At 66.8% G+C, this 26,063-nt stretch carries 19 protein-coding genes and 1 tRNA gene; 6 read left to right on the top strand and 14 right to left on the bottom strand.

The window, feature by feature from the left end; all coding sequences use genetic code 11:
* The first annotated feature begins 94 nt into the window (after nt 1-94).
* Nucleotides 95-1,051, top strand: a complete 957-nt coding sequence (locus ABC419_RS11335) for a LysR family transcriptional regulator (protein ID WP_292056431.1) — start codon at nt 95-97, stop codon at nt 1,049-1,051.
* Here ABC419_RS11335 and pcaD read toward each other — a convergent pair.
* The 7 genes from pcaD to ABC419_RS11300 are packed head-to-tail and all read right to left on the bottom strand — an operon-like array spanning nt 1,032 to nt 6,774.
* Nucleotides 1,032-1,820 carry a 3-oxoadipate enol-lactonase gene (pcaD, locus tag ABC419_RS11330; protein ID WP_412877441.1) on the bottom strand — a complete coding sequence of 263 codons (789 nt, stop codon included), beginning with the start codon at nt 1,818-1,820 and terminating at the stop codon, nt 1,032-1,034. The genes ABC419_RS11335 and pcaD overlap by 20 nt on opposite strands.
* A complete protein-coding gene (gene pcaF / locus ABC419_RS11325; RefSeq protein WP_412877442.1) occupies nt 1,817-3,028 on the bottom strand; it encodes a 3-oxoadipyl-CoA thiolase in 1,212 nt (403 codons plus the stop codon). The genes pcaD and pcaF overlap by 4 nt, the downstream gene beginning before the upstream one ends.
* The gene (locus tag ABC419_RS11320; RefSeq protein ID WP_412877443.1) at nt 3,025-3,675 is read right to left on the bottom strand and encodes a 3-oxoacid CoA-transferase subunit B; all 651 of its coding nucleotides are present in this window, start codon (nt 3,673-3,675) and stop codon (nt 3,025-3,027) included. The genes pcaF and ABC419_RS11320 overlap by 4 nt, the downstream gene beginning before the upstream one ends.
* Entirely contained in the window at nt 3,672-4,385 is a 714-nt protein-coding gene (locus ABC419_RS11315; RefSeq protein ID WP_412878207.1) for a CoA transferase subunit A, read from the bottom strand. Before ABC419_RS11315 ends, ABC419_RS11320 begins: the two co-directional genes overlap by 4 nt.
* A gap of 18 nt (nt 4,386-4,403) precedes the next feature.
* Nucleotides 4,404-5,297 carry a dioxygenase family protein gene (locus ABC419_RS11310; protein ID WP_412877444.1) on the bottom strand — a complete coding sequence of 298 codons (894 nt, stop codon included), beginning with the start codon at nt 5,295-5,297 and terminating at the stop codon, nt 4,404-4,406.
* A 39-nt stretch (nt 5,298-5,336) separates the two neighbouring features.
* The gene (gene catC / locus ABC419_RS11305; protein ID WP_200165468.1) at nt 5,337-5,627 is read right to left on the bottom strand and encodes a muconolactone Delta-isomerase; all 291 of its coding nucleotides are present in this window, start codon (nt 5,625-5,627) and stop codon (nt 5,337-5,339) included.
* Nucleotides 5,628-5,631: 4 nt separating this feature from the next.
* Complete coding sequence (locus ABC419_RS11300; protein WP_412878206.1) at nt 5,632-6,774, bottom strand: muconate/chloromuconate family cycloisomerase; 1,143 nt, start codon at nt 6,772-6,774, stop codon at nt 5,632-5,634.
* 214 nt (nt 6,775-6,988) lie between these two features.
* On the opposite strand from ABC419_RS11300, the gene ABC419_RS11295 reads away from it, so the two are divergent.
* Genes ABC419_RS11295 through ABC419_RS11285 form a run of 3 tightly spaced genes read left to right on the top strand, consistent with a single transcriptional unit; the run spans nt 6,989 to nt 10,892 of the window.
* A complete protein-coding gene (locus ABC419_RS11295; RefSeq protein WP_412878010.1) occupies nt 6,989-8,587 on the top strand; it encodes a DUF4153 domain-containing protein in 1,599 nt (532 codons plus the stop codon).
* Between the two features lie 2 nt (nt 8,588-8,589).
* Nucleotides 8,590-9,300 (top strand): response regulator, encoded by a 711-nt coding sequence (locus ABC419_RS11290; protein WP_412877446.1) that lies wholly within the window; start codon nt 8,590-8,592, stop codon nt 9,298-9,300.
* 53 nt (nt 9,301-9,353) lie between these two features.
* Nucleotides 9,354-10,892, top strand: a complete 1,539-nt coding sequence (locus ABC419_RS11285) for a sensor histidine kinase (RefSeq protein WP_412877447.1) — start codon at nt 9,354-9,356, stop codon at nt 10,890-10,892.
* A gap of 216 nt (nt 10,893-11,108) precedes the next feature.
* Here the strand turns inward: ABC419_RS11285 and gltA are convergent, their stop codons facing one another.
* Nucleotides 11,109-12,410 (bottom strand): citrate synthase, encoded by a 1,302-nt coding sequence (gene gltA, locus ABC419_RS11280; protein ID WP_125900134.1) that lies wholly within the window; start codon nt 12,408-12,410, stop codon nt 11,109-11,111.
* Nucleotides 12,411-12,477: 67 nt separating this feature from the next.
* A complete protein-coding gene (gltX, locus tag ABC419_RS11275) occupies nt 12,478-13,893 on the bottom strand; it encodes a glutamate--tRNA ligase (protein ID WP_412877448.1) in 1,416 nt (471 codons plus the stop codon).
* Between the two features lie 58 nt (nt 13,894-13,951).
* Between gltX and ABC419_RS11270 the strand changes: the two genes are divergently transcribed.
* The gene (locus tag ABC419_RS11270; protein ID WP_412877449.1) at nt 13,952-16,042 is read left to right on the top strand and encodes a ComEC/Rec2 family competence protein; all 2,091 of its coding nucleotides are present in this window, start codon (nt 13,952-13,954) and stop codon (nt 16,040-16,042) included.
* Between the two features lie 150 nt (nt 16,043-16,192).
* Here the strand turns inward: ABC419_RS11270 and lexA are convergent, their stop codons facing one another.
* From lexA to ABC419_RS11255, 3 genes are all read right to left on the bottom strand, one after another.
* Nucleotides 16,193-16,897, bottom strand: a complete 705-nt coding sequence (gene lexA / locus ABC419_RS11265) for a transcriptional repressor LexA (protein ID WP_003164579.1) — start codon at nt 16,895-16,897, stop codon at nt 16,193-16,195.
* 120 nt (nt 16,898-17,017) lie between these two features.
* A complete protein-coding gene (locus ABC419_RS11260) occupies nt 17,018-19,114 on the bottom strand; it encodes a S9 family peptidase (protein WP_412877450.1) in 2,097 nt (698 codons plus the stop codon).
* A 116-nt stretch (nt 19,115-19,230) separates the two neighbouring features.
* A complete protein-coding gene (locus ABC419_RS11255; RefSeq protein ID WP_368925493.1) occupies nt 19,231-22,509 on the bottom strand; it encodes an autotransporter outer membrane beta-barrel domain-containing protein in 3,279 nt (1,092 codons plus the stop codon).
* A gap of 311 nt (nt 22,510-22,820) precedes the next feature.
* Here ABC419_RS11255 and ABC419_RS11250 point away from each other — a divergent pair, with 311 nt between their 5' ends.
* Complete coding sequence (locus tag ABC419_RS11250) at nt 22,821-24,071, top strand: glycosyltransferase (protein WP_125900312.1); 1,251 nt, start codon at nt 22,821-22,823, stop codon at nt 24,069-24,071.
* A gap of 154 nt (nt 24,072-24,225) precedes the next feature.
* Here the strand turns inward: ABC419_RS11250 and ABC419_RS11245 are convergent.
* A tRNA-Asp gene (locus tag ABC419_RS11245) sits at nt 24,226-24,302 on the bottom strand.
* Between the two features lie 93 nt (nt 24,303-24,395).
* A complete protein-coding gene (locus tag ABC419_RS11240; RefSeq protein WP_412877451.1) occupies nt 24,396-26,012 on the bottom strand; it encodes an AbgT family transporter in 1,617 nt (538 codons plus the stop codon).
* Nucleotides 26,013-26,063: the final 51 nt, after the last annotated feature.

The raw sequence follows: 26,063 nt of genomic DNA, 5'->3' as shown, positions 1-26,063 counted from the left end.
TCGGAGGGTCTGATAATGAGCCAATACAAAAAGGGCAGAGTCTGATGCCTTTTGGTTATTGCCTTGCAATCCAGCGTCAGGCTCTGATGTTGGAATGAAACGCTCGCCGATGCCGGAACCTCTGCCGCGCGCCGTCCTTTCGGGCGTCGATGTGCGGCGTCTGCGCTATTTTCTTGCCGTGGCCGAAGAACTGCACTTCGGCCGTGCGGCCGAACGCCTCTTCATCGCCCAGCCCGCCCTCAGCCGTCAGATCGCCAGCCTTGAAAACGCTATCGGCGCCCTGCTGTTCGACCGCAGCCGCAGCGTCATCCAGCTGACCCCGGCGGGCGAGGCCCTGCTGCCGCGCGCCCGCGACATTCAGGCGCGGGTGGCCGACGCCGTGCGCGTGGCGCGCCGCGCGGCCGAGGGCTTGGTCGGGGTGATCCAGGTGGGCTTCGTCGGCTCGGCGACCTTTTCGATCCTGCCGGGCGTCTTCAACGCCTATCGCGAACAGTATCCTGAGGTTGAACTGGTGCTGCACGCCATGAACACGGCCGAGTTGAGGGTGGCGCTGCGCGACCGCTCCATCGACGTGGCCTTCGCCCGACCCGGCATTCAGGATCCCGACATCGTCAGCGAGGTGGTCCAGCGCGAACCGCTGATCGTGGCTTTGCCCGACACCGACGTGCTGGCCGAACAGAGCCACATCGCCCTGGCCGATCTGGCGGTGCGGCCCTTCATCCTTTACCCGCGCCAGCCCCGGCCCAGCTTCGCCGACCATGTGCTGGACCTGTGCCGCGCCGAGGGCTTCACGCCCGAGATCGCTCAGGAGACGCTGGAGATCCAGACGGCCCTGTCGCTGGTGTCGGTGGGAGCGGGGGTGTCGATCGTGCCGGAATCGACCTCGGACGCCCAGTTGCACGGCGTCGCCTATCGCCCCCTGCTGGGCGAGGAGCAAGAGACGCAGTTGAGCCTGGCCTATCTGCGCGACAATCGGTCCTCGGTTCTGGGCGGCTTCTGCGCCCTGGTGCGCGAACGCACCCGCAGCCAGATCAGGCCGAGAGGAAGCTGAGCACGGCGCTGGCGAAGAGGTCGGGCTGTTCGACGTTCGACAGGTGGGCGCCGTCCAGCACCTTCAACTGGGCCTCGGGGATGGCCTTCACCAGGGCGGCGGCTTGGTCGGGCGGAGTGGCCGGATCGGCGGCACCCGAGATGACCAGCGTCGGCGTCGTAATCAGCCCGCCCAAGCGTCTTAAGTCCATGTCGCGGATGGCGGCGCAGCACCCGGCGTAGCCCTGCGGCGAGGTCGCCAGCAGCCCGGCCTCGATCACGGCGACCGGATCGGGCGATCGGGCGGCGAAGTCCGGCGTGAACCAGCGCGCGACCGAGGCCGCCGTCAGCGGCGCCATCCCCTGCGACAGGGCGCCGGCGATGCGTGCGTCCCATGCCGATGGCGGTCCCATGAAGGCCGAAGTATTGGCCAGCACCAGCCGCTCCAGCCGTTCGGGCGCGCGCACCCCCATCCATTGACCGACCATGCCGCCCAACGACAGACCGCAGAAGGCGACGCGCTCAAGGCCAAGGGCGTCCAGCAATTCCACCACGTCGCGGCCCAACCGGTCGAGGCCGTAGGCGCCCGCTGGCGCGTCCGAGGCGCCGTGCCCCCGGCTGTCATAACGCAGCACCCCGAACCGGGCGGAGAAGGCGCCCATCTGGGCGTCCCACATCTCCATCCGCGTGCCCAGAGAGTTGGACAGCAGCAGCACCGGCGCGTCTTCAGGGCCGTCGAAGCGCCAGGCCAGACGGCAGCCGTCGCCGAGCGTAACGTGTTGCTTGCTCATACCCGCTCCACGATCATGCCGATGCCCTGACCGACGCCGATGCACATGGTGCAAAGGGCGTAGCGGCCGCCGGTGAGGTGAAGCTGTTCCACCGCCGTCATGACGATGCGGGCGCCCGACATCCCGAGCGGATGGCCCAGGGCGATGGCGCCGCCGTTGGGGTTCAGGCGCGGATCGCGCGGATCGACCTGAAGCACCTGAAGCACGGCCAGCGCCTGCGCGGCGAAGGCCTCGTTCAGCTCGATGACGTCCATGTCGGCCATGCTCAGGCCGGTGCGGGCGAACAGTTTGCGCGCCGTCTCGACCGGGCCGACGCCCATGATGCGCGGCGCCACGCCCGAGGTCGCCATGGCGACGACGCGAGCGCGCGGCGTCAAGCCGTGGGTGCGGGCGGCGGCCTCGGAGGCGACGATCATCGCGGCCGCTCCGTCATTGAGGCCCGAGGCGTTGCCCGCCGTCACCGTCCCGTCGGGTCGCACGACCGGCTTTAGCTTGGCAAGCGCGTCGAGGGAGGTGGCGCGCGGGTGTTCGTCCACGGCGAAGAGGACGGGGTCGCCGCGCCGCTGGGGCACGGAGACGGGCGTGATCTCGGCGTCGAACCGGCCCGAGGCCAGGGCGGCGGCGGCCTTGGTCTGGCTGTCCAGGGCGAAGGCGTCCTGCGCCTCGCGGGTGATGGCCCACTGTTCGGCGACGTTTTCGGCCGTCTGGGGCATCGTGTCCACGCCATAGGCGGCGCACAGGGCCGGGTTGATGAAGCGCCAGCCCATCGTCGTGTCTTCGATCGTCTGGGCGCGGTCGAAGGCGGTTGCGGCCTTGCCCATCACATAGGGGGCGCGGGTCATGCTCTCGGCGCCGCCGGCGATCATCAGCTCGGCCTCGCCCGCGCGGATGGCCTGCGCCGCCAGCCCCACGGCGTTGAGGCCCGATCCGCACAGGCGGTTGATCGTCGATCCCGGCACGGTCTCGGGCAGGCCCGCCAGCAGCACGGCCATGCGCGCGACGTTGCGGTTGTCCTCGCCCGACTGATTGGCGCAGCCCAGGATGACGTCCTCGACGGCGCTCCAGTCCAGCGCAGGGTTGCGCTCGGCCAGCGCCCGCAGCGGGATCGCCGCCAGATCGTCGGCGCGCACCGCCGACAGCCCGCCGTTCAGCCGTCCGACCGGGGTGCGGACGGCGTCGCAGATGAAGGCTTGGGTGAGGGCGCTCATGCCGTCGCCGCCGCGATGGCCAGCGGGGCGCCAGTCTTGGCCGTGATCTCCTCGACCGTGACGCCGGGCGCGGTCTCGATCAGCGTCAGGCCGCCCTGTTTGCGATCCACGGCGATGACGCCCAGATCGGTGATGATCAGGTCTACGACCTTCCGACCGGTCAGGGGCAGGGCGCATTGCTCCAGAATCTTGGGCGAGCCGTCCTTGGCGACGTGATCCATCACGACGACGATGCGCTTGACCCCGGCGACCAGATCCATCGCCCCGCCCATACCCTTCACCATCTTGCCGGGGATGGTCCAGTTGGCCAGATCGCCGTTGGCGGCGACCTCCATCGCCCCCAGCACGGCCATGTCGATATGGCCGCCCCGGATCATGGCGAAGCTGTCGGCCGAGGAGAAGAAGCTGGAGGTCGGCAGCACGGTCACGGTCTGCTTGCCGGCGTTGATCAGGTCGGGGTCCGCCTCGCCCTCGAACGGGAAGGGACCGATGCCCAGCAGGCCGTTCTCGCTTTGCAGCGTGACGCGGACGCCTTCCGGCACATGGTTGGCGACCAGCGTCGGTATGCCGATGCCCAGATTCACATAGTAGCCGTCGCGTAGTTCCTGCCCGGCGCGGGCGGCCATCTCGTCGCGGGTCCAGCTCATGCCGAGGCCTCCTCGCGCGGACGAGTCATCAGCTTCTCGATTCGCTTTTCATTGATGGTGCTGAGGACGATGCGGTCGACATAGATGCCTGGCGTGTGGATGGCGTCGGGATCGAGAGCGCCTTCGGGGACGATCTCCTCGACTTCGACCACGGTGGTCTTTCCAGCCGTCGCCATGTTCGGATTGAAGTTGCGCGCCGTCTTGCGGAACATCAGGTTCCCGGCCGGATCGGCCCGCCAGGCCTTGATGATCGACAGGTCGGCGCGCAGCCAGGTTTCGCGCACATAGTCTTCGCCCTCGAAGGTCTCGACGGGCTTGCCCTCGGCGACGACGGTGCCGACGCCGGTCTTGGTATAGAAGGCGGGGATGCCAGCGCCCCCCGCCCGGATGCGTTCGGCCAGGGTGCCCTGCGGGTTCAATTCCAGCTCCAGTTCGCCCGAGAGATACTGCTGCTCGAACAGCTTGTTCTCGCCGACGTAGCTGGAGATCATCTTCTTCACCTGACGGCTCTCCAGCAGCATCCACAGGCCGAAGCCGTCGGCGCCCGCATTGTTGGAGATGACGGTCAGCCCGCCGACCCCGGAAGCCCGGATCTCGGGGATCAGGCTCTCGGGGTTGCCCGAGAGCCCGAAGCCGCCGGACATGATGGTCATGCCGTCGAACAACAGGCCCTCGAGCGCGGCGCGGGGAGAAGCGAAAATCTTGGACACGAACCGCAGGTCTTTCGATCAGGCCGCCGCGCGGGCGCGGCCGGACAGGCTTTCGTCCGCCTTTTCAGCGGCGCGCTGCAGGGTGAAGTCGAAGGCGACATAGGCGCTGTCGCCCTGACGCTGCGGCACCGGCAGCAGGCCGTCGCGGGTGGCGAAGGCGAAGTCGTCGGCCGCGAATGGATCGTCGCCGAAGTTGATCTGGGTCGTCAGCGAACGATAGCCGGGCGCCTCGACGAAGAAGTGGACGTGGGCCGGGCGGTTGCCGTGGCGGCCGATGGCCTTCAGCATCCGGTCGGTCGCGCCGTTCGGCGGCACCGAATAGCCGCTGGGGATCTTGGAGCTGAAGTAATAGCGGCCGTCCGCGCCGATCTTGATGCGGCGACGGTTGTTGAACGGGGTCTGTTCGCCGGTCGGGTCGAAGTGGGAATAGAAGCCCTTCGAATTGGCGTGCCAGACGTGAAGGATGGCGTCGGCCGGGGCCTCGCCGTCGGGGCCGACGATGTTGCCGGTCATATAGAGGGTGTCGGTGTCGTCGGCGTCGTCGGTCAGGTTGACGCTGTCGCCTTCGACCAGCGGCGCGCCCTCGACATAGAGGGGGCCTTCGATGGTGCGCGGGGTGCCGCCGGTACGGCCCGCCTCGGCGTCCTTGGCGTCGAGGAACAGGTCCATGAAGTGCTCAAGACCCGAACCCGGCACGATCAGGCCGAACTCCTGGGCGCCGTCCTGGAAGAATTTGATCGCGCCCCAGAATTCGTCCTCGCTGACGTCATGCTTGACGATGACGCGCATCAGGGCCTCTACCACGTCGCGGGTGATGGCCTTCAGACGGGGATCGCCGCCCTCGACGGTCATGCCGCTGGCGCGGTCGAGAAGCTGCTGAATCTCGGGCGTGGCGACGAAATCTTCGGTCATGTCTTCTTCCTCTCCATTGTACTTGGCCCTTGGGGGCTCTTAGCGATCGTCCTCGTGGATCGATGACGGATGGCGGCACAGGGCGGTGACCTGGACGTCCATGTAGGGAAACAGCGGCAGGGTGCTGAGCAGGTCATGCAACGTCTGGGCGTCGGCGACGTCGAAGATGCTGACGTTGCTGTATCGCCCCGCGACGCGCCACAGGTGACGCCAGATTCCCTGACGTTGCAGATCCTGGGCGCGGGCCTTCTCCTCGGCCTTCAGCCTGTCGATCTTCGCCGGGTCGGCGTCGTGCGGAATGCGCACATCCATGGTCACATGAAACAGCATCGTCTTACCCCGCAACCAGTTTGGGCGTGATGACCGAGGTCCGGGAATCTCGATCGCGGCGGAGCGCCGCGACGGCGTCCTCGTTCAACTGAATGCCCAGACCCGGCCCGCTGGGCACGGTCAGGCAGCCGTCGGCGTAGTGCAGCGGCTCGACTAGCAGTTCCTCGGTCAGCAGCAGGGGGCCGAACAGTTCGGTGCCGAACTCGATCTCGGGCAGGGTGGCGAACAACTGGGCCGAGGCGATGGTGCCGACCGGCCCTTCCAGCATGGTGCCGCCGTAAAGGGCGACGCCCGCCGCCTGGGCGATCCCGGCCAGGCGCTTGGCCTCGGTCAGGCCGCCGGCCTGGGCGATCTTCAGGGCGAAGACGTCGGCCGCCTGACCGCAGGCCAGGGCGTAGCCGCTCTCGGGACCGTGCAGGGCTTCGTCGGCCATGATGGGGATCAGGCCCATGGCCGTGAGCCGGGCCATGCCCGCCGTCGCATGGGCGCGGATCGGCTGTTCGACCAGATCGACGCCCGCATCGGCCAACAGGGGCAGGGCGCGTTTGGCGGCGGCCTCGCTCCAGGCCTGGTTGACGTCGACGCGGATGCTGGCCCGCTCGCCCAGGGCGCGCTTGATCGCCGCCACGTGGGCCACGTCTTCCTGCACGGGGCGCTTGCCGATCTTCAGCTTGAAGGCGGCGTGGCGGCCCGACGCCAGCATGGCCTCGGCCTCGGCGATATCCTGGGCGGTGTCGCCGCTGGCCAGGGTCCACAGCACCGGCAGGCGGTCGCGGATGCGCCCACCCAGCAGTTCGCTGACCGGCACGCCCAGGCGCTTGCCCTGAATGTCCAGCAGGGCGGTTTCGACGGCGTTCTTGGCGAAACGGTTGTCGATGATCGAGCGGCGCAGCCGCTCCATGATGACGGCCGGGCGGGTGGTGTCGGCGCCGATCAGCAGCGGCGCGAAATAGGCGTCGATGGCCAGCTTGATGCCTTCGGGGCTTTCGCCGCCGTAGGTCAGTCCGCCGATGGTGGTGCCTTCGCCGATCCCCTCGATCCCGTCGGCGCAGCGCAGGCGCACCAGGACCACGGTCTGCGACTGCATGGTGGCGACCGACAGGACGTGCGGCCGGATAGTCGGCACGTCGAGGACGATCGTCTCCACCCGTTCAATCGCTGATCCCTGCACCCTGTCGTCTCCGCACTTCGTATTCCGATGGACCTTAGGAGGCGTGCGTCATGATCTAAAATGCCGATTTGTTTGTTTGTGATACCTGTTTGGCATCACGTGCCGGATGTGCACGTGACCTCGCCCGTCCTCTGCACGCTTTCTGCACGTGTTCTGCCTGGATCGTTGACGGCCCGGCCATCAGGGCTTGATGCAGAACGACGACAAGACTCCTTCTGAAAAGGAGGCCTGTTCGCCCGTGTCCCTCTCGCTAAATCGATCATCCTTCTGGCCGAAGGTCGGCGCAGGAGTCTTACTCGTCGCGACGGCTGACTTTCTGTTCTTCATGCAGAGACCGGGCGCGACGCTCGGCGTGTTTGCCTTGCTGTGGCTGGGGGCGGCGCTGCTGTTTCGCAAAGGCTGGAACAGGGATCGACGCGGGCTGGTTGTGGCGGGCCTTGCGGCTGTGCTGGCTCTTGTGATGATTGATCGGCCGGCATTACTGACGTGGGTGTTGTTCGGGCTGGCTCTGATGGTCGCCGTGCAATCGACGCGTGTCCGCCACGGCGAGAACGCTTGGCGCTGGAGCCAAAGACTGCTCGTCCACGCCGCCGTGTCTGTAGCAGGCCCGTGGATCGATTTGATCCGATTGAACCGCGTCAACCGTAGGCGTGGGCGCGCCGCCAACCTGCCGAGCATGGCGCGTCTGCTGATTTTACCTGTTTTGGGCGGCGTGGTTTTTCTGGGCCTATTCGCCAGCGCCAACCCCCTGATTGGCGATTTGATGACTCGGCTGCGGCTGCCCTCTCTGACACATGAGATGGCGGCTCGCGCTATTTTCTGGGGCGCGGTCTTGGTGGCGGTCGGGGGAATTCTGCGGCCGCGCTGGAGGCGTCGCTTGATCGCATTGCCGTCGCTTGAGGGGCGGGTCGTGCCGGGCGGCGCTGCGACGTCCGTCACCCTGTCCTTGGTGGTCTTCAACGTGCTGTTCGCGGTGCAGAACGGGCTGGATCTGACTTTCCTGTGGAGCGGAGCGCCTTTACCCGAGGGCGTGTCCCTGGCCGAGTACGCCCACCGCGGCGCCTATCCGCTGATCGTGACAGCCTTGCTGGCTGGCCTGTTCGTCCTGGTCTTCCTGCGGCCGGGATCAGAGACCGCGTCGAGACCGCTGATCCGCGGACTGGTCATGCTCTGGGTCGGGCAGAACTTGTTGCTGGTGGCGTCCAGTCTCTTGCGAACGGCGGACTATATAGAGGTGTATTCACTGACCCGTTTCCGCATCGCTGCCATGATCTGGATGGCGCTTGTGGGCGTCGGCCTGGGTCTTATCTGCTGGCGTCTGTTGAGGAACAAGAGCGCGAGCTGGCTGATCAACGTCAATGTCGGCGTCGGGCTGGCCGTTCTGGCGATCGTCAGCGTGGTTGACCTGGGAGCGATCGCCGCGACCTGGAACGTGCGCCATGCTCGTGAAATCGACGGGCAGGGGGCGGGACTGGATCTCTGTTATCTGGACAGTCTGAACGGTGCAGCTCTGGCGCCGCTGGTCGAACTGGAGCTGCGTCTGTCGGACCCGACGCTCAGGGACCGTGTCGCTTCGGTGCGCGTTCGGCAACTGGAGGCGATGCAAGCCCAGCAGGCCCAATGGCGCGGCTGGCGCTGGCGGGATGCGCGGCGGCTGGACCGTGTGGCGCGCTTAACCGCAAATCGGCCGTTGACGGCGCCGGTCCCCGGCGTTCGCGATTGCGCCGGAACGCTCTTGCCGCCGCCTGCGCCTGTGGTCGCACCGTTGACCTCTGAAGCCGGAGCCTGAACATGGCCATTATGCAGCGCACAGTTCTGGTCGTTGACGACGACCCGCATATCCGCGACCTTCTGACTTTCGCCCTCGGCAAGGCGGGGCTGGCCACGCGTGAGGCCGGAGATGGAGAGGCGGCGCTGGCCGCCATAGCAGAACGGTCGCCGGACCTGGTGATCCTCGACATCAACATGCCGCGTATGGACGGGATCGAGGTTTGCCGCCGTATTCGCGCGCAAGGACCGCTTCCTGTTCTCTTCCTGTCGTCGCGCGACGACGAGATCGACCGCATCCTGGGTATTGAGCTGGGCGCCGATGACTATGTGGTCAAGCCGTTCAGTCCAAGGGAGGTGGTCGCTCGCGTCGCCGCCATTCTGAGACGGGTGAACCTCTCGCCGCCTCCGTCTCCGCCCGGCGGGGTGCGGATCGGACGTCTGTCTCTGGATACGGACGGCTGGCGTACGCGTTGGGATGATCTTGAGGTCTCGCTGACTCTGACCGAGTTCGGCATCGTCAAGATGCTGGCTTCGGCGCCGCGGATGGTCTTCACGCGCGACGCCATCATTGATCGCATTCACGGGCCGGGCTTCGCCTTGACGGACCGGACCATTGACAGCCACGTCCGCAACCTGCGCGCCAAGTTCGCCGCGCTAGGCGCCGCTGACGTGATCGAGACGCGTGCGGGAGTAGGCTATCAGATGGGGCCCTGTCGCGGCGGTTCGGCGTGATCGGCGACGTTGTCCGGCGAGTTCGAACGTTCGTTCGTGAGCATTGGCCGGCCATGCGCCTGCGCACCATCCTGCTGTCGGTGCTGTTCTTTGCGGCGGTCCTGCCGGGGATCAGTGCGATCTTCCTGCGCGTCTACGAGAATACCCTGGTCCGCCAGACGGAGGCTGAACTGATCGCGCAGACCGCCGCCTTGTCTGCCGCGGCCGAGGCGTTGTGGCCGGGCGCCCTTAACGTCGCCTCGACAGAGGTCCAGCGGTCGGAGCCGGGGTATTACCGACCCGAACCGGCGGACATCGACCTGCGTTCCGATCCGGTCCTGCCGCCACGTCCGTCCGTTCGTCGCGCCCATGGACCGCCGGATCAAGCGGCGGTGGTCGCCGCGGCGCACATGGCGCCGATTATAGAGGAGACCAGTCGGATCACCCTGGCTTCCGTCGCGCTTCTGGACCGGAACGGCGTCGTGGTGAGAGGATTGGGGCGAGGCGGATCATGGGGCGATCTACCGGAGGTGAGGACCGCCCTTTCCGGCGCCTCAGCGACCGTGTTGCGTCGTAACGACGCCTATCTGCCGCGATATCAGATGGAATGGCTCAGTCGAGCTTCGGGACTGCGTATCCATCACGCGCGGCCGGTGGTGGTGAATGGTCGGGTTGAGGGCGTGGTTCTGGCTTCGCGATCACCGCGCGCCCTGTTCAAGGGGATTTATCAGGACCGGGGCAAGATCCTGTTCGGGATCATCACGGTCCTCGGCCTGCTCAGCGTGCTGGCGGTCGTGGTCTCGCGCGGCATCGCACGACCGATCGAGGCGCTGCGTCGCGTCGCCAGGGACGTGACCCATGGCGGGGGGGCGGTGCCGCCTCCGCCCGCAACGGCGGCGGTCGAGATTCGCGACCTCTATCAGGACTTCGGCCGTATGGCTGAGGCAGTCGATCGTCGCTCACGCTATCTGCGCGACTTCGCCGCCGCCGTCAGTCATGAATTCAAAACGCCGCTGACAGGCATCCAGGGCGCCGTCGAACTGCTTCAGGACCACGGCGACGACATGGAGGCGGAGCAGCGCCGACGCTTCCTCGACAACATCGACGCTGATGCGCGGCGTCTGTCGGACCTAGTGACGCGATTGCTGGACCTGGCGCGGGCCGACATGGCGAAGCCAGAAGCGGGGGCGGCGGTGGATGTTCAGTTGGCGGCGGCTAGGATCGCGGATGCTCTTCGAAACCGTTTGAGGATCGTCATTGATCTTCCGGACGACTTGCCCCGTGTCGCCGTACCCGAGGCCAGTCTGGAGATGGCCTTGACGATTCTGCTGGAGAACAGCCGCCAGGTCGGGGCGGGCGAGGTCGCGATTACCGCTCGTGTCGAGGACGAACAGGTCTGCCTGCGGGTAGCGGACGACGGACCCGGCGTGGCCGAGGGGGACGCCGGGCGTATCTTCGAGCCTTTTTTCACGACCCGCCGAAGCGAAGGCGGCGCAGGTCTGGGACTGTCGATCGCCCGTTCGCTTCTACGAGCCAATCATGCGGACCTGGTGTTGAAGTCCGCCTCAAAAGGAGCCGCTTTCGAACTCGTTCTGCCGTGTTCGCTTGGATGAGACGACCTCTGACGGAACAGGAAACGACGCGTCTGGACGCCAAAGAAAAAAGCTGAGTTCACGCTATGTGTCGGCCGCACACTTTCAGTCCCGCTCATCCCGGTGGACGTCGAGATGAGGGGGGAGGCAATCGCCAGCACTCAGCCTCCAATTCGGTCAAGAAAAAACGCCGGAGCTTGCGCCCCGGCGTTTCTGCATTTCGCGCTGTGCGCGGTCTTAGCCGCGTTGGGCCAGCGGCACGTAGTCGCGTTCGGTCGGGCCGGTGTACAGCTGACGCGGGCGGCCGATCTTCTGCGACGGATCGGCCATCATTTCCTGCCACTGGGCGATCCAGCCCACGGTGCGCGCCAGGGCGAACAGCACGGTGAACATGGTGGTCGGGAAGCCCATGGCCGACAGGGTGATGCCCGAATAGAAGTCGACGTTCGGGAACAGCTTGCGCGAGGTGAAGTACTCGTCCTTCAGGGCGACGGCTTCCAGCTCCTTGGCGACCTGGAACAGCGGGTCGTTCTCGCGGCCCGTGGCGGCCAGCACTTCATAGGCCGACTGCTGCATGACCTTCGCGCGCGGGTCGTAGTTCTTGTACACGCGGTGGCCGAAGCCCATCAGCTTGTAGCGCTTGTCCTTAACGCCCTGAATGAATTCAGGAATGCGGTCCGGGGTGCCGATTTCCTTCAGCATGTTCAGCGCCTCTTCGTTGGCGCCGCCGTGCGACGGGCCCCACAGGCAGGCGATGCCGGCGGCGATACAGGCGAAGGGGTTGGCGCCCGACGAGCCGGCCAGGCGGACGGTCGAGGTCGAGGCGTTCTGCTCGTGGTCGGCGTGCAGGATGAAGATTCGGTCCATGGCGCGCACCAGGGCCGGATCGACGTGATAGTCCTCGGCCGGCACGGCGAAGCACATGCGCAGGAAGTTCTCGGCATACGACAGGTCGTTGCGCGGCGAGATGAAGGGCTGGCCGATGTGGTACTTGTACGCACGAGCCGCGATCGTCGGCATCTTTGCGATCAGACGGATGGCCGAGATGTTGCGCTGGACCGGATCATGGATGTCCAGGCTGTCGTGATAGAAGGCCGACAAGGCGCCGACGGTGCCGACCATGATCGCCATCGGGTGGGCGTCGCGGCGGAAGCCTTCGAAGAAGCGGTCGAACTGGGCGTGCAGCATGGTGTGGCGCGTGACGCTCTGCTCGAACTCTTCGAACTCGGCGGCGTTCGGCAGTTCGCCGTGCAGCAGCAGATGGCAGACTTCCAGGAAGTTGGACTTGGAGGCCAACTGGTCGATGGGGTAGCCGCGGTGCAGCAGCACGCCTTCATCGCCGTCGATATAGGTCAGGCCCGATTCGCAGGCCGCCGTGGAGGTGAAGCCGGGATCGAAGGTGAAGGCGCCGGTGCCGCCGTACAGCTTGCGGATGTCGATGACGTCCGGGCCGGTCGAGCCGGAGAGGACGGGGAGCTCAATGGACTTGTCCTGGTAGGACAGGGTCGCCGAGCCGGCGGGTTTCGCTTGTTCAGTCATCTAGGCCCCTTGTTCTTCTTTCGACCGGCGCGCGGGGAGGCGGACGGCCTGAGTTGGTTATGGGTGATCACTTAGTCTGTTGCAGCGCATCATCCAAGCGTCCGAGACTTTCGTCGCGCCCGAGAGCGCAAAGAGTACGCGCGATATCTGGCGATGCCGAGCCGCCCGTCAAGGCGGCGCGCATGGAAGGTCCGATTTTTCCGAAGCCTACGTTCTCTTCCTCAGCAAAAACCTTAAGTTCGGCTTCCAGGGCGAAGACGTCCCAGCTCTGGAAAAGGTTCAGGCGCTCACGCAGTCGTGAAATTCGCTGGCCGCTTTCGCCTTGCAGCAAACCGGCGGATTTCTCGTTTAAGGCGAGTGGACGCACCTGCAACACGAATACCGTCTGATCGGCCAATTCGGGGATGGTCTTGGCGCGATCCTTGACGAAAGGCATGGCCCTCAGAAGTCGTTCCTCGTCGTCCGGCTGCAACGTGCGGCCGCGCGCCAGATGGGCGTCCAGGGTCAGCTTGGCCAGGCGATCGTCGTCCGCCAGACGCAGCCAGTGGGCGTTGACGTGGGCCAGCTTGTCGAAATCCAGGCGGGCAGGGGCCTTGTTGACGCCGGTCAGGTCGAACCAGGCCAGGGCCTGCTCGTCGCTGAAAAGTTCGTCATCGCCGTGCGCCCAGCCCAGGCGGGCCAGATAGTTGCGCATGGCCTCGGGCAGATAGCCCATGTCGGCGTATTCGTGCACCGCTTGGGCGCCGTGGCGCTTGGACAGTTTGGCGCCGTCCGGGCCGTGGATCAGGGGGATGTGGGCGAAGGTCGGCCGCGTCCAGCCCAGGGCGTCGTAGATCAGGCTCTGGCGAGCGGCGTTGTTCAGATGGTCGTCGCCGCGGATGACGTGAGTCACGCCCATGTCGTGGTCGTCCACCACCACGGCCAGATTGTAGGTCGGGGCCCCGTCCGAGCGCAGGATGACGAGGTCGTCCAGCGACGCCGAGTCCCAGCGCACGGTTCCCTGCACGGCGTCATCGACCGCGACGGCCTGATCCAGCGGGCGGCGGAAGCGCACTGTGTGCGGCTTGGCCAGATCGTCGACGCTCGGTTCGCGATCACGCCAGGGCGAGACGAAGTCACGGCCCTCGGCCTTGGCCTGGTCGCGCAGGGCCGTGGTCTCGTCGGCGGTCAGGAAGTCGCGATAGGCGTGGCCGGTCGCCAGCAGCTCATTGACCACGTCGCGGTGACGGTCGGCGCGAGCGAACTGGAAGACCGGTTCTTCGTCGCCGAACAACTCCAGCCAGGACAGGCCGTCGAAGATGGCCTTCACCGCCTCGTCGGTCGAACGTTCGCGGTCGGTGTCCTCGATGCGGATCAGGAACTTGCCGCCGCGCCCCTTGGCGTACAGCCAGTTGAATAACGCAGTTCTCGCCCCGCCGATATGCAGGTAGCCTGTGGGCGAGGGGGCGAAGCGGGTGACGACGGTCGAGGAAGGGGAGGTCATAGAGGCAGGGTCCATAGGGCAGGGTCTTATACGCCCGCCCGTGGGGAAGCGAACCCTTATGGCCCGGTTATTTGACAGTCTTCGCCATGACGTGCGGGCGCAGGCGGATCGCTGGCCCCTGTGGTCGTCCGTCTGTTTCGGTGCAGGGTGCGCCGCCTACTTTGCCTTGAAGGATGAACCTGCGACGTGGCCGCTGGCGACGGCGGCCATGGTCTTGTTCGGAGCCTGGATCGTCGGGCGGGCGCGGGGGCTGCCACGCGCGGCGACCCTGATCCTGTTGATGCTGGCGTGCTTCGGCGGCGGCCTGGCGGTCGCCAAGCTGAGGGCCGAGGCCGTAGCGGCGCCGATCGCACCCGCCGACATGAAGCCTACGCAGCTCGAGGGCTGGGTCATGGACGTGGATTCGCCGGGCCAGAACGGCGCGCGCATTGTCGTCGCGCCGGTGCGGGTGCGCGGCCTGACGCCCCAGGCGACGCCCGAGCGGTTGCGCGTGACGGTGAAAGGCGCGCCGCCGCCGCCCGGCGCGGCCATCCGCGTCTTCGGCATCCTGAACCCGCCGCCGCCGCCCGCCAGTCCCGGCGCCTATGACTTTGGCCGCAACGCCTATTTTCAGGGCATGGGCGGGACGCTGTTCGCCCTGGGACCGACGCGCACCGCCGATCTGGCGCCGCCGCCCTGGCGGGTGCGCATGGCGATGAAGGTCAACGCCGTGCGCTACGCCCTGGCCGAACGGATCGTCGCGCGCCTGGGCGAGCGCACCGGCGGGGTGGCGGCGGCCATGACCACGGGGCACGAGACCTGGATCCAGAGCCCGGACCTGGACGCCATGCGGGATTCGGGACTGGCGCACATCCTGTCGATCTCGGGACTGCATATGGCGGTCGTGGGGGGCTTCGTCTTCTTCGCCGTGCGTCTGCTGGTCGCGGCCTGGCCGTGGCTGGCGTTGCGCGTGTCGGGCAAGAAGGTTGCGGCGATCGCGGGCCTGATCGCGGTCGGGACGTATCTGGTGATCTCGGGGTCGCCGCCGCCGGCCGAGCGGGCGGCGGTCACGGCCTCTATCGCCTTTCTGGCCGTATTGGCTGACCGGCAGGCGGTGACGATGCGGGCGCTGGCGGCGGCGGCTTTTGTCGTGCTGTTGCTGCGGCCCGAGGCCGTGGTGACGCCGGGGTTCCAGATGTCCTTTGCGGCGACGGCGGCCCTGGTCGCCCTGGTCGAGGTCTGGCCGCGCCGCATCCGAGAGTTCGCCGCGCCCTGGCCCATTGTCGCCGTGCAGCGGTTCGGCAGCTGGCTGTTGGCCGCCTGCGCCGCCAGCCTGGTCGCGGGCATGGCGACGGGGCCGTTCGCTATGCAGCATTTCAACCGCACGGCCGTCTATGGACTGATCGCCAATCTGGCGACGGCGCCGCTGGCGGACTTCATCATGATGCCCGCCTTGGCGCTGGGCGCGGCGCTGGAGCCGCTGGGCCTGGGCGCGCCCTTCCTGTGGCTGGCGGGCAAGTCGGTGGATGTCATGCTGGCGATAGGGCACTGGGCGGCGGGTCTGCCCGGCGCGGTTCAGGCGATCCCCAGCGCCCCGGCGGCGGCTCTGCCGGTCGCTTTCGTGGGCATATTGTTCATGTGCCTGTGGCGCGGACGGTGGCGCTGGCTGGGCCTGCCGTTCGCGGCGGCGGTGCTGATCTGGCCGCGCCCGGCGCCGCCGGATGTCTGGGTCGGCGACGGCGGTGCGAATGCGGCGTATCGGCAGGGAGAGCAGGCGATCGTCATGCGGCCTGCGGTGCGCCAGTTCGCCAGTGATCTGTGGTCCCGGCGGCGGGGGTTGGAGGCGGTCGGGCGGTCGGGCGAAGGCTGGACCTGCAAGCGGTCCTTCTGCGCGCCGGAGGGTGAGGAAGGCGCGCTGGTGCTGTGGTGGGGCAAGGCGTCGCCTAGCGAGGCGCAACTGGATCATATGTGCCGCAGCGCCGAGGTGGTCAGCATAAGGGCTGTGGTCGCGGTCCTGCCGTCGTCATGCGAGGGGCGGCTGGTGCTGGACGGCGCGGATCATGCGCGCGGCGGTTCGGTGGAGCTGTGGCGCGATGGGGCCGGCGGCTGGCGCGCCCTGTGGGCGGCGGAGGTGCGGGGACGGCGGCCGTGGAGCGGGGCTCACTCCTAACCGCTCATCCCGGCGGACGCCGGGATCCAGTAAGAGATACACGCGCTATCGCTGGCCAGATGAGGCCAGAGGACAGGCAAACTTCCAGACGGCCCGCTTGAAGCCAAAGCACTGGATCCCGGCGTCCGCAAGGATGAGCGGAAGTGGGGCTCAGTGATAGCGGCGCAGCAGCCCGACCAGCTTGCCCTGAACCTCGACCTGATCGGGGCCGAAGATACGGGTCTCATAGGCGCTGTTGGCGGGCTCGAGCGCGATGGACTGGCCCTTCTTGCGCAGGCGTTTCAGCGTGGCTTCCTCGCCTTCGACCAGGGCGACGACGATCTCGCCGGAAGAGGCGTTCTCCACCCGTTTGATGATGACCGTGTCGCCGTCGAGGATGCCGGCCTCGATCATGGAGTCGCCCTCGATTTCGAGCAGGTAGTGCTCGCCCGCACCCAGCATGGCTTCGGGGACGGGCAGGCGCTCGCGCTCGTGCTGGATGGCGGCGATGGGGGTGCCGGCGGCGATCTTGCCCAGCAGGGGCAAGTCGCGGACGTCGTTGGCGGCCTCGGCGACGGCGGGGCGAGGATTCAGGCCGCCGCCCTGGATCACGTCGGGCTTGAAAGGCGCGCGGCCCTTGGCCGGGGCGGCGGTCGTCGCCTGCTCCGGCAGCTTCACCACCTCCAGCGCGCGGGCGCGGTGGGCGAGACGGCGGATGAAGCCGCGTTCCTCCAGCGCCGTGATCAGGCGGTGGATGCCCGACTTGGACGCCAGGTCCAGCGCCTCCTTCATCTCGTCGAAGGACGGCGAAACGCCCGTCTCCCGGATGCGCTCATGAATGAACATCAGGAGTTCGTGCTGTTTCTTCGTGAGCATGGCGCAGAATCCAGAACAAGGCGTGAACCGTTGATGATGTTCTGTAAGTGTTCTGGTTAAAAGTCAACTAACGCCACGCTGAACCCCGCGCCCGCCGCATGACGGGCGCGGGGCCGGGTCTTATTGCGCCGGAGCGGCCGGTGCGCCGTCCTTGTAGCGCGCGAACCATTCGATCATGGCGTTCATGCGGGCGGCGTTCTGGGACGGGCGGACGGCCAGGCTGTGGCCGACGCCGGGGATCTTCACCAGGGCCGTGGGCACGCCGCGCAGCTGCAGGGCGGTGTAGTACTGCTCCAACTCGCTGACGGGTGTGCGATAGTCCTCGTCGCCGACGACGACCATGGTCGGCGTCTTGACGTTGCCGACCAGCGACAGCGGCGACCGGCGCCAGTAGGCCTCCGGGTTCTCCCACGGATATTCGCCGAACCAGTAGCGGGCGAAGAAGGCCGGGTTGTCGGCCGTCAGGACGAAGCTGGCCCAGTCGATGACCGGCTTCTGGACGACGGCGGCCTTGAAGCGGTCGGTCTTGCCGACGATCCAGCTGGTCAGCACGCCGCCGCCCGAACCGCCGGTGACGAACAGCTTGTTCGGGTCGGCGATTCCCTGAGCGATGACGGCGTCGACGCTGCTGATCAGGTCGTCATAGTCGTTCGACGGATAGTTGTGGTGGATCAGGTTGGCGAACTCGTCCCCATAGGAGGTCGAGCCGCGCGGGTTGACCGACAGCACCGCATAGCCCGCAGCGGCGAACAACTGGTTGTCCGTGGCGAAGTGCGGGCCATAGGCGGCGAACGGGCCGCCGTGGATCTCCAGCACCAGCGGATAGCGCTGGCCCTCGACATAGTCGGCCGGGAGCGTCAGCCAGCTTTCGACCGCGCGTTGATCGTGGGAGGAGGCGACCTGGATGCGGCGCACCTCGCCCAGGCGGCGGGCGTTGAGGAAGTCGGCGTTCAGGCGAGTCAGCTGGGTGCTGCGGCCGCCCTTCAGGACGTGGACGTCGGCCGGGCGGCTGGAATCGCCGCGCGTGTAGGCGATGGCGCCGTCGTCGGCCACGGTGAAGCCGCCGCCGGTGTAGGGGCGGCCGAAATCGTCGCCCGTCAGATCCTCGATCAGGGTGGTGACGGCGCCGTCCATCGACACGCGAGCGACCTTGGTGCGGCCCTGATCGTCATAGGCGACATAGACCGACCGGCCATCGCGGCTCCACACCGGAGACTGGACCGAGCGGTCGAGGCTTTCGGTCAGGACGCGGCTGTTCGAGCCGTCGGCGTCCATCACATAGAGGCGGGTATTGTGATAGCCCATCCGCTTGTCGTCATAACCGAGATAGGCGATGCGGCGGCCGTCGGATGAGGCGACGGGGGCGTTGTCCGGCCCGGCGCGGCTGGTCAGGGCGGTCAGGCCGCCGGTCTGGACATCTAGGGCGAAGACTTCGCTGTCGGCGGCTTCGCGCTGCCAGTCGGGGCGACGGTTGGCGCTGAGGTAGAGGGTGCGGGAATCGGCCGACCAGGACAGGCCGCCGCCGTGGTGGAAGTCGCCGTGCGTCAGCTGGCGCGCGCCGCCGCCCTGCGACCCGACGACGAAGACGTGGCGGAAGCCGGGCTTCAGATAGCCCTGGCCGTCGGAGCGGTAGGAGACGCTGTCGATGATCTCCAGCGACGGGGCCCACTGGGCGCCCTCGGGCTTGGCCAGGGGCGAGCCGATCTTGGGTTTCTCGCCGGGGACCAGGACGGAATAGGCCAACTGCTCGCCGTTGGGCGACCAGCTGACGCTGGACGGGGTGTTGGGCAGGTTGGTGACGCGGACCGATTCGCCCGACGCCATCCAGCGCACGAACAACTGCGGCGCGCCGCCCTCGGCGCTGGAGATGTAGGACAGGCGCGTACCATCCGGCGACCAGCGCGGCTGGCGGTGCGACCCGGCCGAGGCGATCAGGGGCGAATGGCGGCCGGTTTTCACGTCGATCAACCAGATGGTCGGGCGCATCCGGTCGGTCATGATGTCGGCCGTCTGGCGGACATAGGCGATCTGCCCCCCGTCCGGGCTGATCTGGGCGTCGGAGGCGACCTCCATGCCGAACAGATCTTGCGCGGTGAACAGGCCGCGGTCGGCGGTCGGCAGGCTGGGCGCGGCGGCCGTTTGGGCGGTGGTTTGCGCCATCGCGGGCGCGTGGGCGCTGAGGATCAGGGCGCAGGCCGCCCAGGCGAACTTGTTCATTTGAAACCCCCTCTGGTTGAGAGGGATCATAGAAAGGCCCGAGTGCGCCACAAGACATGGAAAGGGCCGCCGGAACGAATCCGGCGGCCCATTTTCATTCGGGTTCCGAAGAAAAGTCAGAACTTGAAGCTGGCCCGCAGCAACAGGGTGTAGCGGACGTAGTCTTCCAACAGCTCGGCGTCGCCGGTGATGGCCAGCATGCCCAGGTCGTTGCCGACATTCAGACGGAAGCCCAGGATCGGGCCGCCGCCCTCGATGCTGGCGGGATCCAGGGTGAAGGAGTCGCCGCCCGAGGCGAAGCGGGCGATGGTCTTGCCTGCATCGACAGAGAAGTTCTGGCGCCAGCCGACGCGCAGCTCCGGACGAATCCAGCCGTCTTTGCCGAATCCGTAGCCGATGTTGACGGCGGCCACGCCCGAGAACAGATGGCCGTCGCGCTCGTCGATCTTCAGGTCGAAACCGTCGCCGCCGCCTTCTTCGGTGCGAGCGTCTTCGCTCAGCGAGAAATACTCGACATAGACTTCGGGACGGACGTTCACCCGGCCGAAGTGGCGTTCGTACGAGGCGCCCCCGGCTGCGGCGAGGGTGAAGCCGTTCCAGTCGGATTCGTTCTTCAGGTTGACGCCGTCGGCGACCAGCTTGCGCGTGGCGCTGAAGGAAGCGTAACCGCCGGCGGCACGGGCCCATGTGGTCCAGTACTGACCCTGGGCGCGCCAGTAGAGACCGAGTTCCAGCAGATTGGCTGACAGCACTTCCTCAGCCGCCGATTCCGGGTCTTCCAGATCCGACGAGGTGAAGGCCGCCGTCAGACCGAAAGCGCCCATGTTGGTGCCGCGCTCGACGCCGCCCGCGAGGCCGAAGCCTTCCGAACGGAAGCCGTAGGTGTCGGTCTTGTCCTTGTCGGCGTAGAAGTTGATCTCCTGCACCCAGGCGCTGGTTTCGCCCGGCGCGGCGGCGGCGTTACGGCCGGTCAGGGCGCGGGTCACGGCGTCCACGCCGCTGGCCAGGGACAGCAGCGGGCCGCCCGAATGTTCGGGCAGCAATTGCTGGTAGATGTTGAAGAAGCCGTCGCGGTCCGTCTGGTTCAGCATGGCGGCGCGGATGACTTCATTGTCAGCCAGGCCAGCGTACAGAACGTCATAGGCCGATGCTTCGGCCTTGATCATGCCAGCCTCTTCGGCCGTGCGCTTGCGCGCATCGACGGTCAGCTTTCCTGCAGCCTCATCGACGTTCGCGCTGACGACGAAGGCGTAGGGCGAGTTGGACTGCAAGGCGGCCTGGTCGATGTCGCCGACGTTCAGGTCGCCGGCCTCGATAATGGTGAAGGAGGTCGGATCCTGGATCAGAGAGTTGAACCGCACGCCGAGACCGGCGCCGTCGGCCAGATCGGCCGAGCCGCTGACCTTGAAGCCGCCAGAAGCCTGGTTGGCGGGATCCAAGGTCACGATCAGATTGCCGTCAGCGCCGACGTTCAGGTCGCTGACTTGAAGTTGGCCCGTGTGGCGGGCGTCGAGCGTGCCCTTGGAGATATCAATGTCCAACTGGCCGTCGCCGTTGGACAGCTTGCCAGTCACGACGGCGCCGCCGCTGATCGACAGGCGGTCGGCACCCGTACCGAAGGAGATGTCGCCGTTGATCGTACCGTTGCGGATGTCCAGCACGTCTGCGCCTGAGCCGAGGCGGATGTCGCCGATGATGGCTGGTTCGTTGGCGTCCGGAACACCGTCCTTGTCTGCGTCAGGCAGTTTGTGGTCCGGGATTACTGTCCCGTCCTGCACAAGGTTGACGCCGGTCATGTTGGCGCTGACGTCTACAGCGATGGCGGAGCCGGTACGCTCGACATCCTTTTCGGGCGTGATGGCGGCGACGATCCGACCGGTGTTGTTGATCGACGACAGCGTGCCCGACTCGTCGCGGATCGCCACGGCGTTGCCTTTGGAGCCGTTAACGCCGACGGCGAGGGTGCCCGAATTCGAGAGCGAAGCGACATTGGCGCCGCTTTGAATCAGAACGCCTGTAGCGGTGTCTGCGTCGGAACTGGTGACGGCGCTCTGAATGGCGCCCGTGTTGATGATCGTGGGAAGCGACGCGCCGCTGCCGACAAGCACTGTGCTGCTGTTGGCTGACAGGGCGGACGAGCCGATAGTTCCTTCGTTGCGGAAGCCGCCGGCGATGTTCACGGCTTGCCCCGTGCCGCCGATCTGCACGGCCTTGGCGTCCACGTCCTTATAGACCCCCGACGCCTCGATGGCGCCTCGGTTGATGAGGCCATAGGCGGAATTGCCCGTGCCGACTTCGCCGAGGGTGATGGCGCTGTCCGTGGATCCTACGAGGACGGCGGCCGCGCCGCCGAAGGAGCGGATGCTGGCCGTCGTTTCCTGGGCGTCCAGAATGCCGTCGCCGTCACGGTCGGTGTCTTCGCGATTCTTTTTGCCGTCGCCGTCGTCGTCCTCATCACCGTTCTTGACGCCGTCGCCGTCGTCATCGCCATCGATGCCGCCGGAGCCATACGAAGGTGCGGTGTCGAAGACGACGCCCTTGCCTACATCGCCTGCGATGCGCACGGCGGGACCGCCCTGCAGCAGGTCGTCCGCGTCGAGGTTTTCGAGATAGGTCTGGCCTTCACGCGGCTCGCCTGTCGCCGGTTTCGAAGGCGGCGGGACGGTATAGCGATAGCCGGTAGCGGTTACGGCGCCTTGAATCTTGACCCCGCCGCCGACGGCTCCGTCGATAGCTACGCCGGTCGCATTCTCACCGACAGCACTGACCGCGCCCAGCAAGGTTACATCGCCGCTGACGTCCCCCGTGGTTCGCACGCCATAGGTATTGTTGCCGATGGCCGTGATCTGGCCCTGGCTTATGATGTTGCCGGTGAGGGGCGCTTCAACGGACAGGCCGTAGGAGTTGTTGCCCTCGACCCGGATGGAACCGGAATTCTCGATCGTGATGTTGCCGACGAGCGGCGACGAACCGGCGACTCGCACGCCGTAGCGGCCAGTTCCATCCGCAAAGGGACCATCCAGGTCGCCGTCCTTGTCGTCGTCCTTATATTCCTCGACCGAGTCGGTGATGTTGATGGCGCCGCCGATGGTGACGTTGCCGGTGTTGCCGCCGTTGACCAGCACGCCCGTGGCGCCGTCGGCGGCTTTCAGCATGTCGATCTTGGAGCCGGCGTCGAGATCGACGCTGTTGCTCGAATCCAGCGTCACCGCCGCACCAGACGTTACCGTGATCGAGCCACCGTTGGCGATCCGCACGTCGTCGCGCGCGCCATTGTTGGCCGTGGATGTGCTGATCGGCGTGGTGCGGCCGTTCGAGATGACCTGTTCGGCCTGAGCGCCGGCCGCAACCATCAGGGGAGCGATCGCTACAGCGGTCGCGAGCAGAATACGCATTCGTAGGAAACCCCTCGTGGTCGCACGCGCAAGGATTGAGGCGCCCCTCCTAACAGGGTCCGCACCCGCACGCCCCAAGTTTCTTGAATTTGGGGCGAATGCAAGGCCTGGCGTAGGGGGACGAAGCTGAACGCCAGATGAAAACACGGGTTTCACGCCAGTGAAAGCTGGACCTTTCGTGCTTCTCACTTGAGCGTTCTCGGCGACGAATGTAGGGCGGAAAATCTGCAGGGCGCTGATTTCCAACGTTCCGCATCCAAAGTCGGAGCCTTGGCGTTAGCGTGAAGAAGTTCAACGAAAAGGTTTCCGGCATGAGCGCCAGCCCCATCGACGTTCAGGAAAGCGAACTGCGGCTGTTTCCTGGCCTGGACGACGAAGTGGCGGCGACTCTCCGGGCGCTGAAGGCTTCTGCGGCTGGGGAGCGGCCGAGATTGGTGGACACCACCATGCTGTTTGCGCCCCGTTCGGGCGGGGTGAAACGTTATCTGTTGTCCAAGAAGGCCTGGCTCGCGGACCATCGTCCGGATGTGGCGCACAGCCTGGTGGTGCCCGGGGCGGGCTACAAGGCAAGCTTGGACGGAATCGTCCGGTTGCAGGCCGCTAAGCTGCCGTTCGGCGACGGCTATCGCTGGCCCAGTTCGGTGCGCCGCTGGGGCGCCTGGGTGTCGTCGCTCAACCCCACGCTGATCGAGGCGGGCGATCCCTATACGCCGGGCCAGGGCGCGCTGGAGGCGGGCCAGAGGGTCGGCTGCCCCGTCGTCGGCTTTTGCCACTCGGACCCAGCGGCGCTGGCGGCGCTGCATTTCGGTGAATGGGCCAAGAAGCCGGTCGAAAAGCGTTGGGCCAAGCTGTTCTCGCAATTCGATCGAGTCGTCTCGCCCAGCCGATTCATCGCCCAGCGCCTGGAAGAGGCGGGCGTGGGCGGCATTGTGATTCGTCCGCTCGGCGTCGAGGTCGACACCTTCCATCCGGATCGTCGGGATCGCGACTGGCTGTTGAAGAAGCTGGGTCTGGGCGCCGACGCCCGCCTGCTGTGCTTCGCCGGGCGTCCGGCCAAGGAAAAGAACGTCGGCGTCCTGATCGACGCGGTGCAGCGTCTGGGCGCGCCCTATCATCTGGTGCTGGTTGGCGCGGGGGCGGGGATGCCGCCCGAGGATCGGGTCATCTCCCTGCCGTATGAGAAGGATCCGCGCGCCGTGGCCCGCATCATCGCCAGCTGCGACGCCTTCGTGCACGCCAACGACAAGGAGCCGTTCGGCCTGATCGTGCTGGAGGCCATGGCCTGCGGCCGGGCCGTGGTGGGCGTCAACGCGGGCGGCGTGGCCGAGACGGTCGACGAGAGCGTGGGCCAACTGGCCGCCTCGGCCGATCCGGTCGATTACGCCGAGGCGATCGAGGCCCTGTTCGCGCGTGACGTGGAGGCTCTGGGTCAGGCGGCGCGGGTCAAGGCGGTGGAACAGTTCGCCTGGAGCCGCGTGTTCGAGGATCTGACCATGCTCTACGGCGAACTGACCGGAAAGGCGGAGTTCGTCACGCCGCAAGAGGCGTTGCCGATCAACTAGCCGTCCTGTGGTAGTCGCCCTCGGGCTCGTCCCGAGGGCTTAAGGCCGGACACGGCGGAACAGACGCGCGAAAGCTGCGTCTGTGATCAATCTCGATTTTCTGAGAGAGGAGAGGGAAGGGCGGTGCGCCACTCCCTCAAAGCCTTGAGAGGAGTGGCGCGAGTGACGGGGCTCGAACCCGCGACCTCCGGCGTGACAGGCCGGCACTCTAACCAACTGAGCTACACCCGCGTTCCCATCCGAAGCGCTGTGCGCCCCGGCGAGGGGCGTCGTTTAGGCGGGGCCGCGTCGCACGTCAAGCGACGCGGCTGTGGATAAATCAAATCATCTTGCCGAGGGCGTAGCGGCGGCTTGCGGCGGGGCTGTGGGACCGGCGATTCCGCCGTCCGCAGGCAACTGCGACGCCGTGGCGGGCGCCGGCGGTTCGTAGTGCACGCCCACGCCCGGCCCCAGCGGCAGGTCCAGCGCCACCCAGGTCGCCACCATGATCAGACCGGCGACCAGGAAGGCTCCGGCGTAGGGCAGCATGGTCGCCATCAACGAGCCCAGGCCGAACCTGGGATCCCAACGCTGGGCGAAGGTCAGGATCAACGGGAAGTAGCTCATCAGCGGCGTGGCGATGTTGGTGACGGAATCGCCCATGCGATAGGCGGCGGTCGTCATCTCGGGGCTGATGCCCAACAGCATGAACATGGGCACGACGATGGGCGCCAGGGCCGACCACTTGGCCGAGGCCGAACCGATGAACAGGTCGAAGACGCAGGATACCAGCACCACCACGATCAACAGCAACGGCGTGGGCAGGGCCAGTTCACGCAGGGAGGCGGCGGCGTTGACCGCCAGGATCGGCCCCAGGCCCGACCAGTTGAACATGGCGACGAAGTGGGCGGCGAAGAAGGCCAGGACGATATAGGGGGCCAGTTGGCTGATCCCGTCGCGCATCATGCGGACCAGATCGTGGTGAGTCTTGATCGAGCCGGAGCCTGCGCCGAAGGCCGCGCCCGCCATGAAGAAGGTCAGGGCGAAGAAGGCGACCAGAGAACGATACAGCGGGTTGTAGCGTTGCGCCGGTTCGGCGTCGGCGTCGACGAAGGGCGAGCCGGGCAGGAAGGTCACGGTCGCCCAGACGGCGATCATGGCCAGGATGGTCAGGCCCGCCCAGGCCAGGCCGCGCTTTTCGGCGGCGGTGAGGGGCGTCTTCTCCTCGGCGGCGATCGGGGCGGTGTTATGCGGTACCCAGGGGCCCAGGCGCGGCTCGATCACCCGGTCGGTCAGGAACCAGACGATGGGGGTGAAGACGATCACCACTCCGACGATGAAGAACCAGTTGCCCGCGATGCTGACGGCGTAGGACGGGTCGATCAGGTGGGCGGCGGGCTCGGTGATGCCCAGGATCAGGGCGTCGCTGGCGCCGGGGAACAGATTGCCCGCATAGCCGCCTGAGACAGCGGCGAAGCCGGCGGCCAGGCCGGCCAGGGGGTGACGGCCCGCCGCGGCGAAGATCACGGCCGCCAGCGGAATCACCACGACATAGGAGGCGTCCGAGGCGTGGTGGGACACCATGCCCGTCACCACCACGATCGGCGTCAGGATGAAGCGCGGCGCATTCAGCAGGGCGCCGCGGATGGCCGTCGAGAACAGGCCCGTCCGTTCGGCTACCGAGGCGCCGTAGATGATGGTGATGACGATCCCCAGCGGCGGGAAGTCGGCCAGGGTGCGCGGCATGCCGATGAACAGCCGTTCGAGGTTGGCGGGGGAAAGAAGGCTCTGCGCCTGCAGCACCTCGCCCGTCACCGGGTTGACCGCCGACCAGCCCAGCCCTGCGCCGACCAGGCTGAGGGCCACGAGGCCCAGGATCAGCCAAAGGAATAGGAAGACGGGATCTGGCAGCCGATTGCCGATGCGTTCGATGGAGTTCAGCAGGCGGGCGGCCAGGTTCATACGCAAGCTCTCGGCTATGTTGGAGGCGGTGACGCATTTCGCGGATCAACG

This window comes from Brevundimonas phoenicis (assembly GCF_047237745.1).
GTDB lineage: Bacteria > Pseudomonadota > Alphaproteobacteria > Caulobacterales > Caulobacteraceae > Brevundimonas.
Note: the sequence above shows the minus strand (reverse complement) of the source record. Positions and strands in the feature narration are given on the sequence as shown.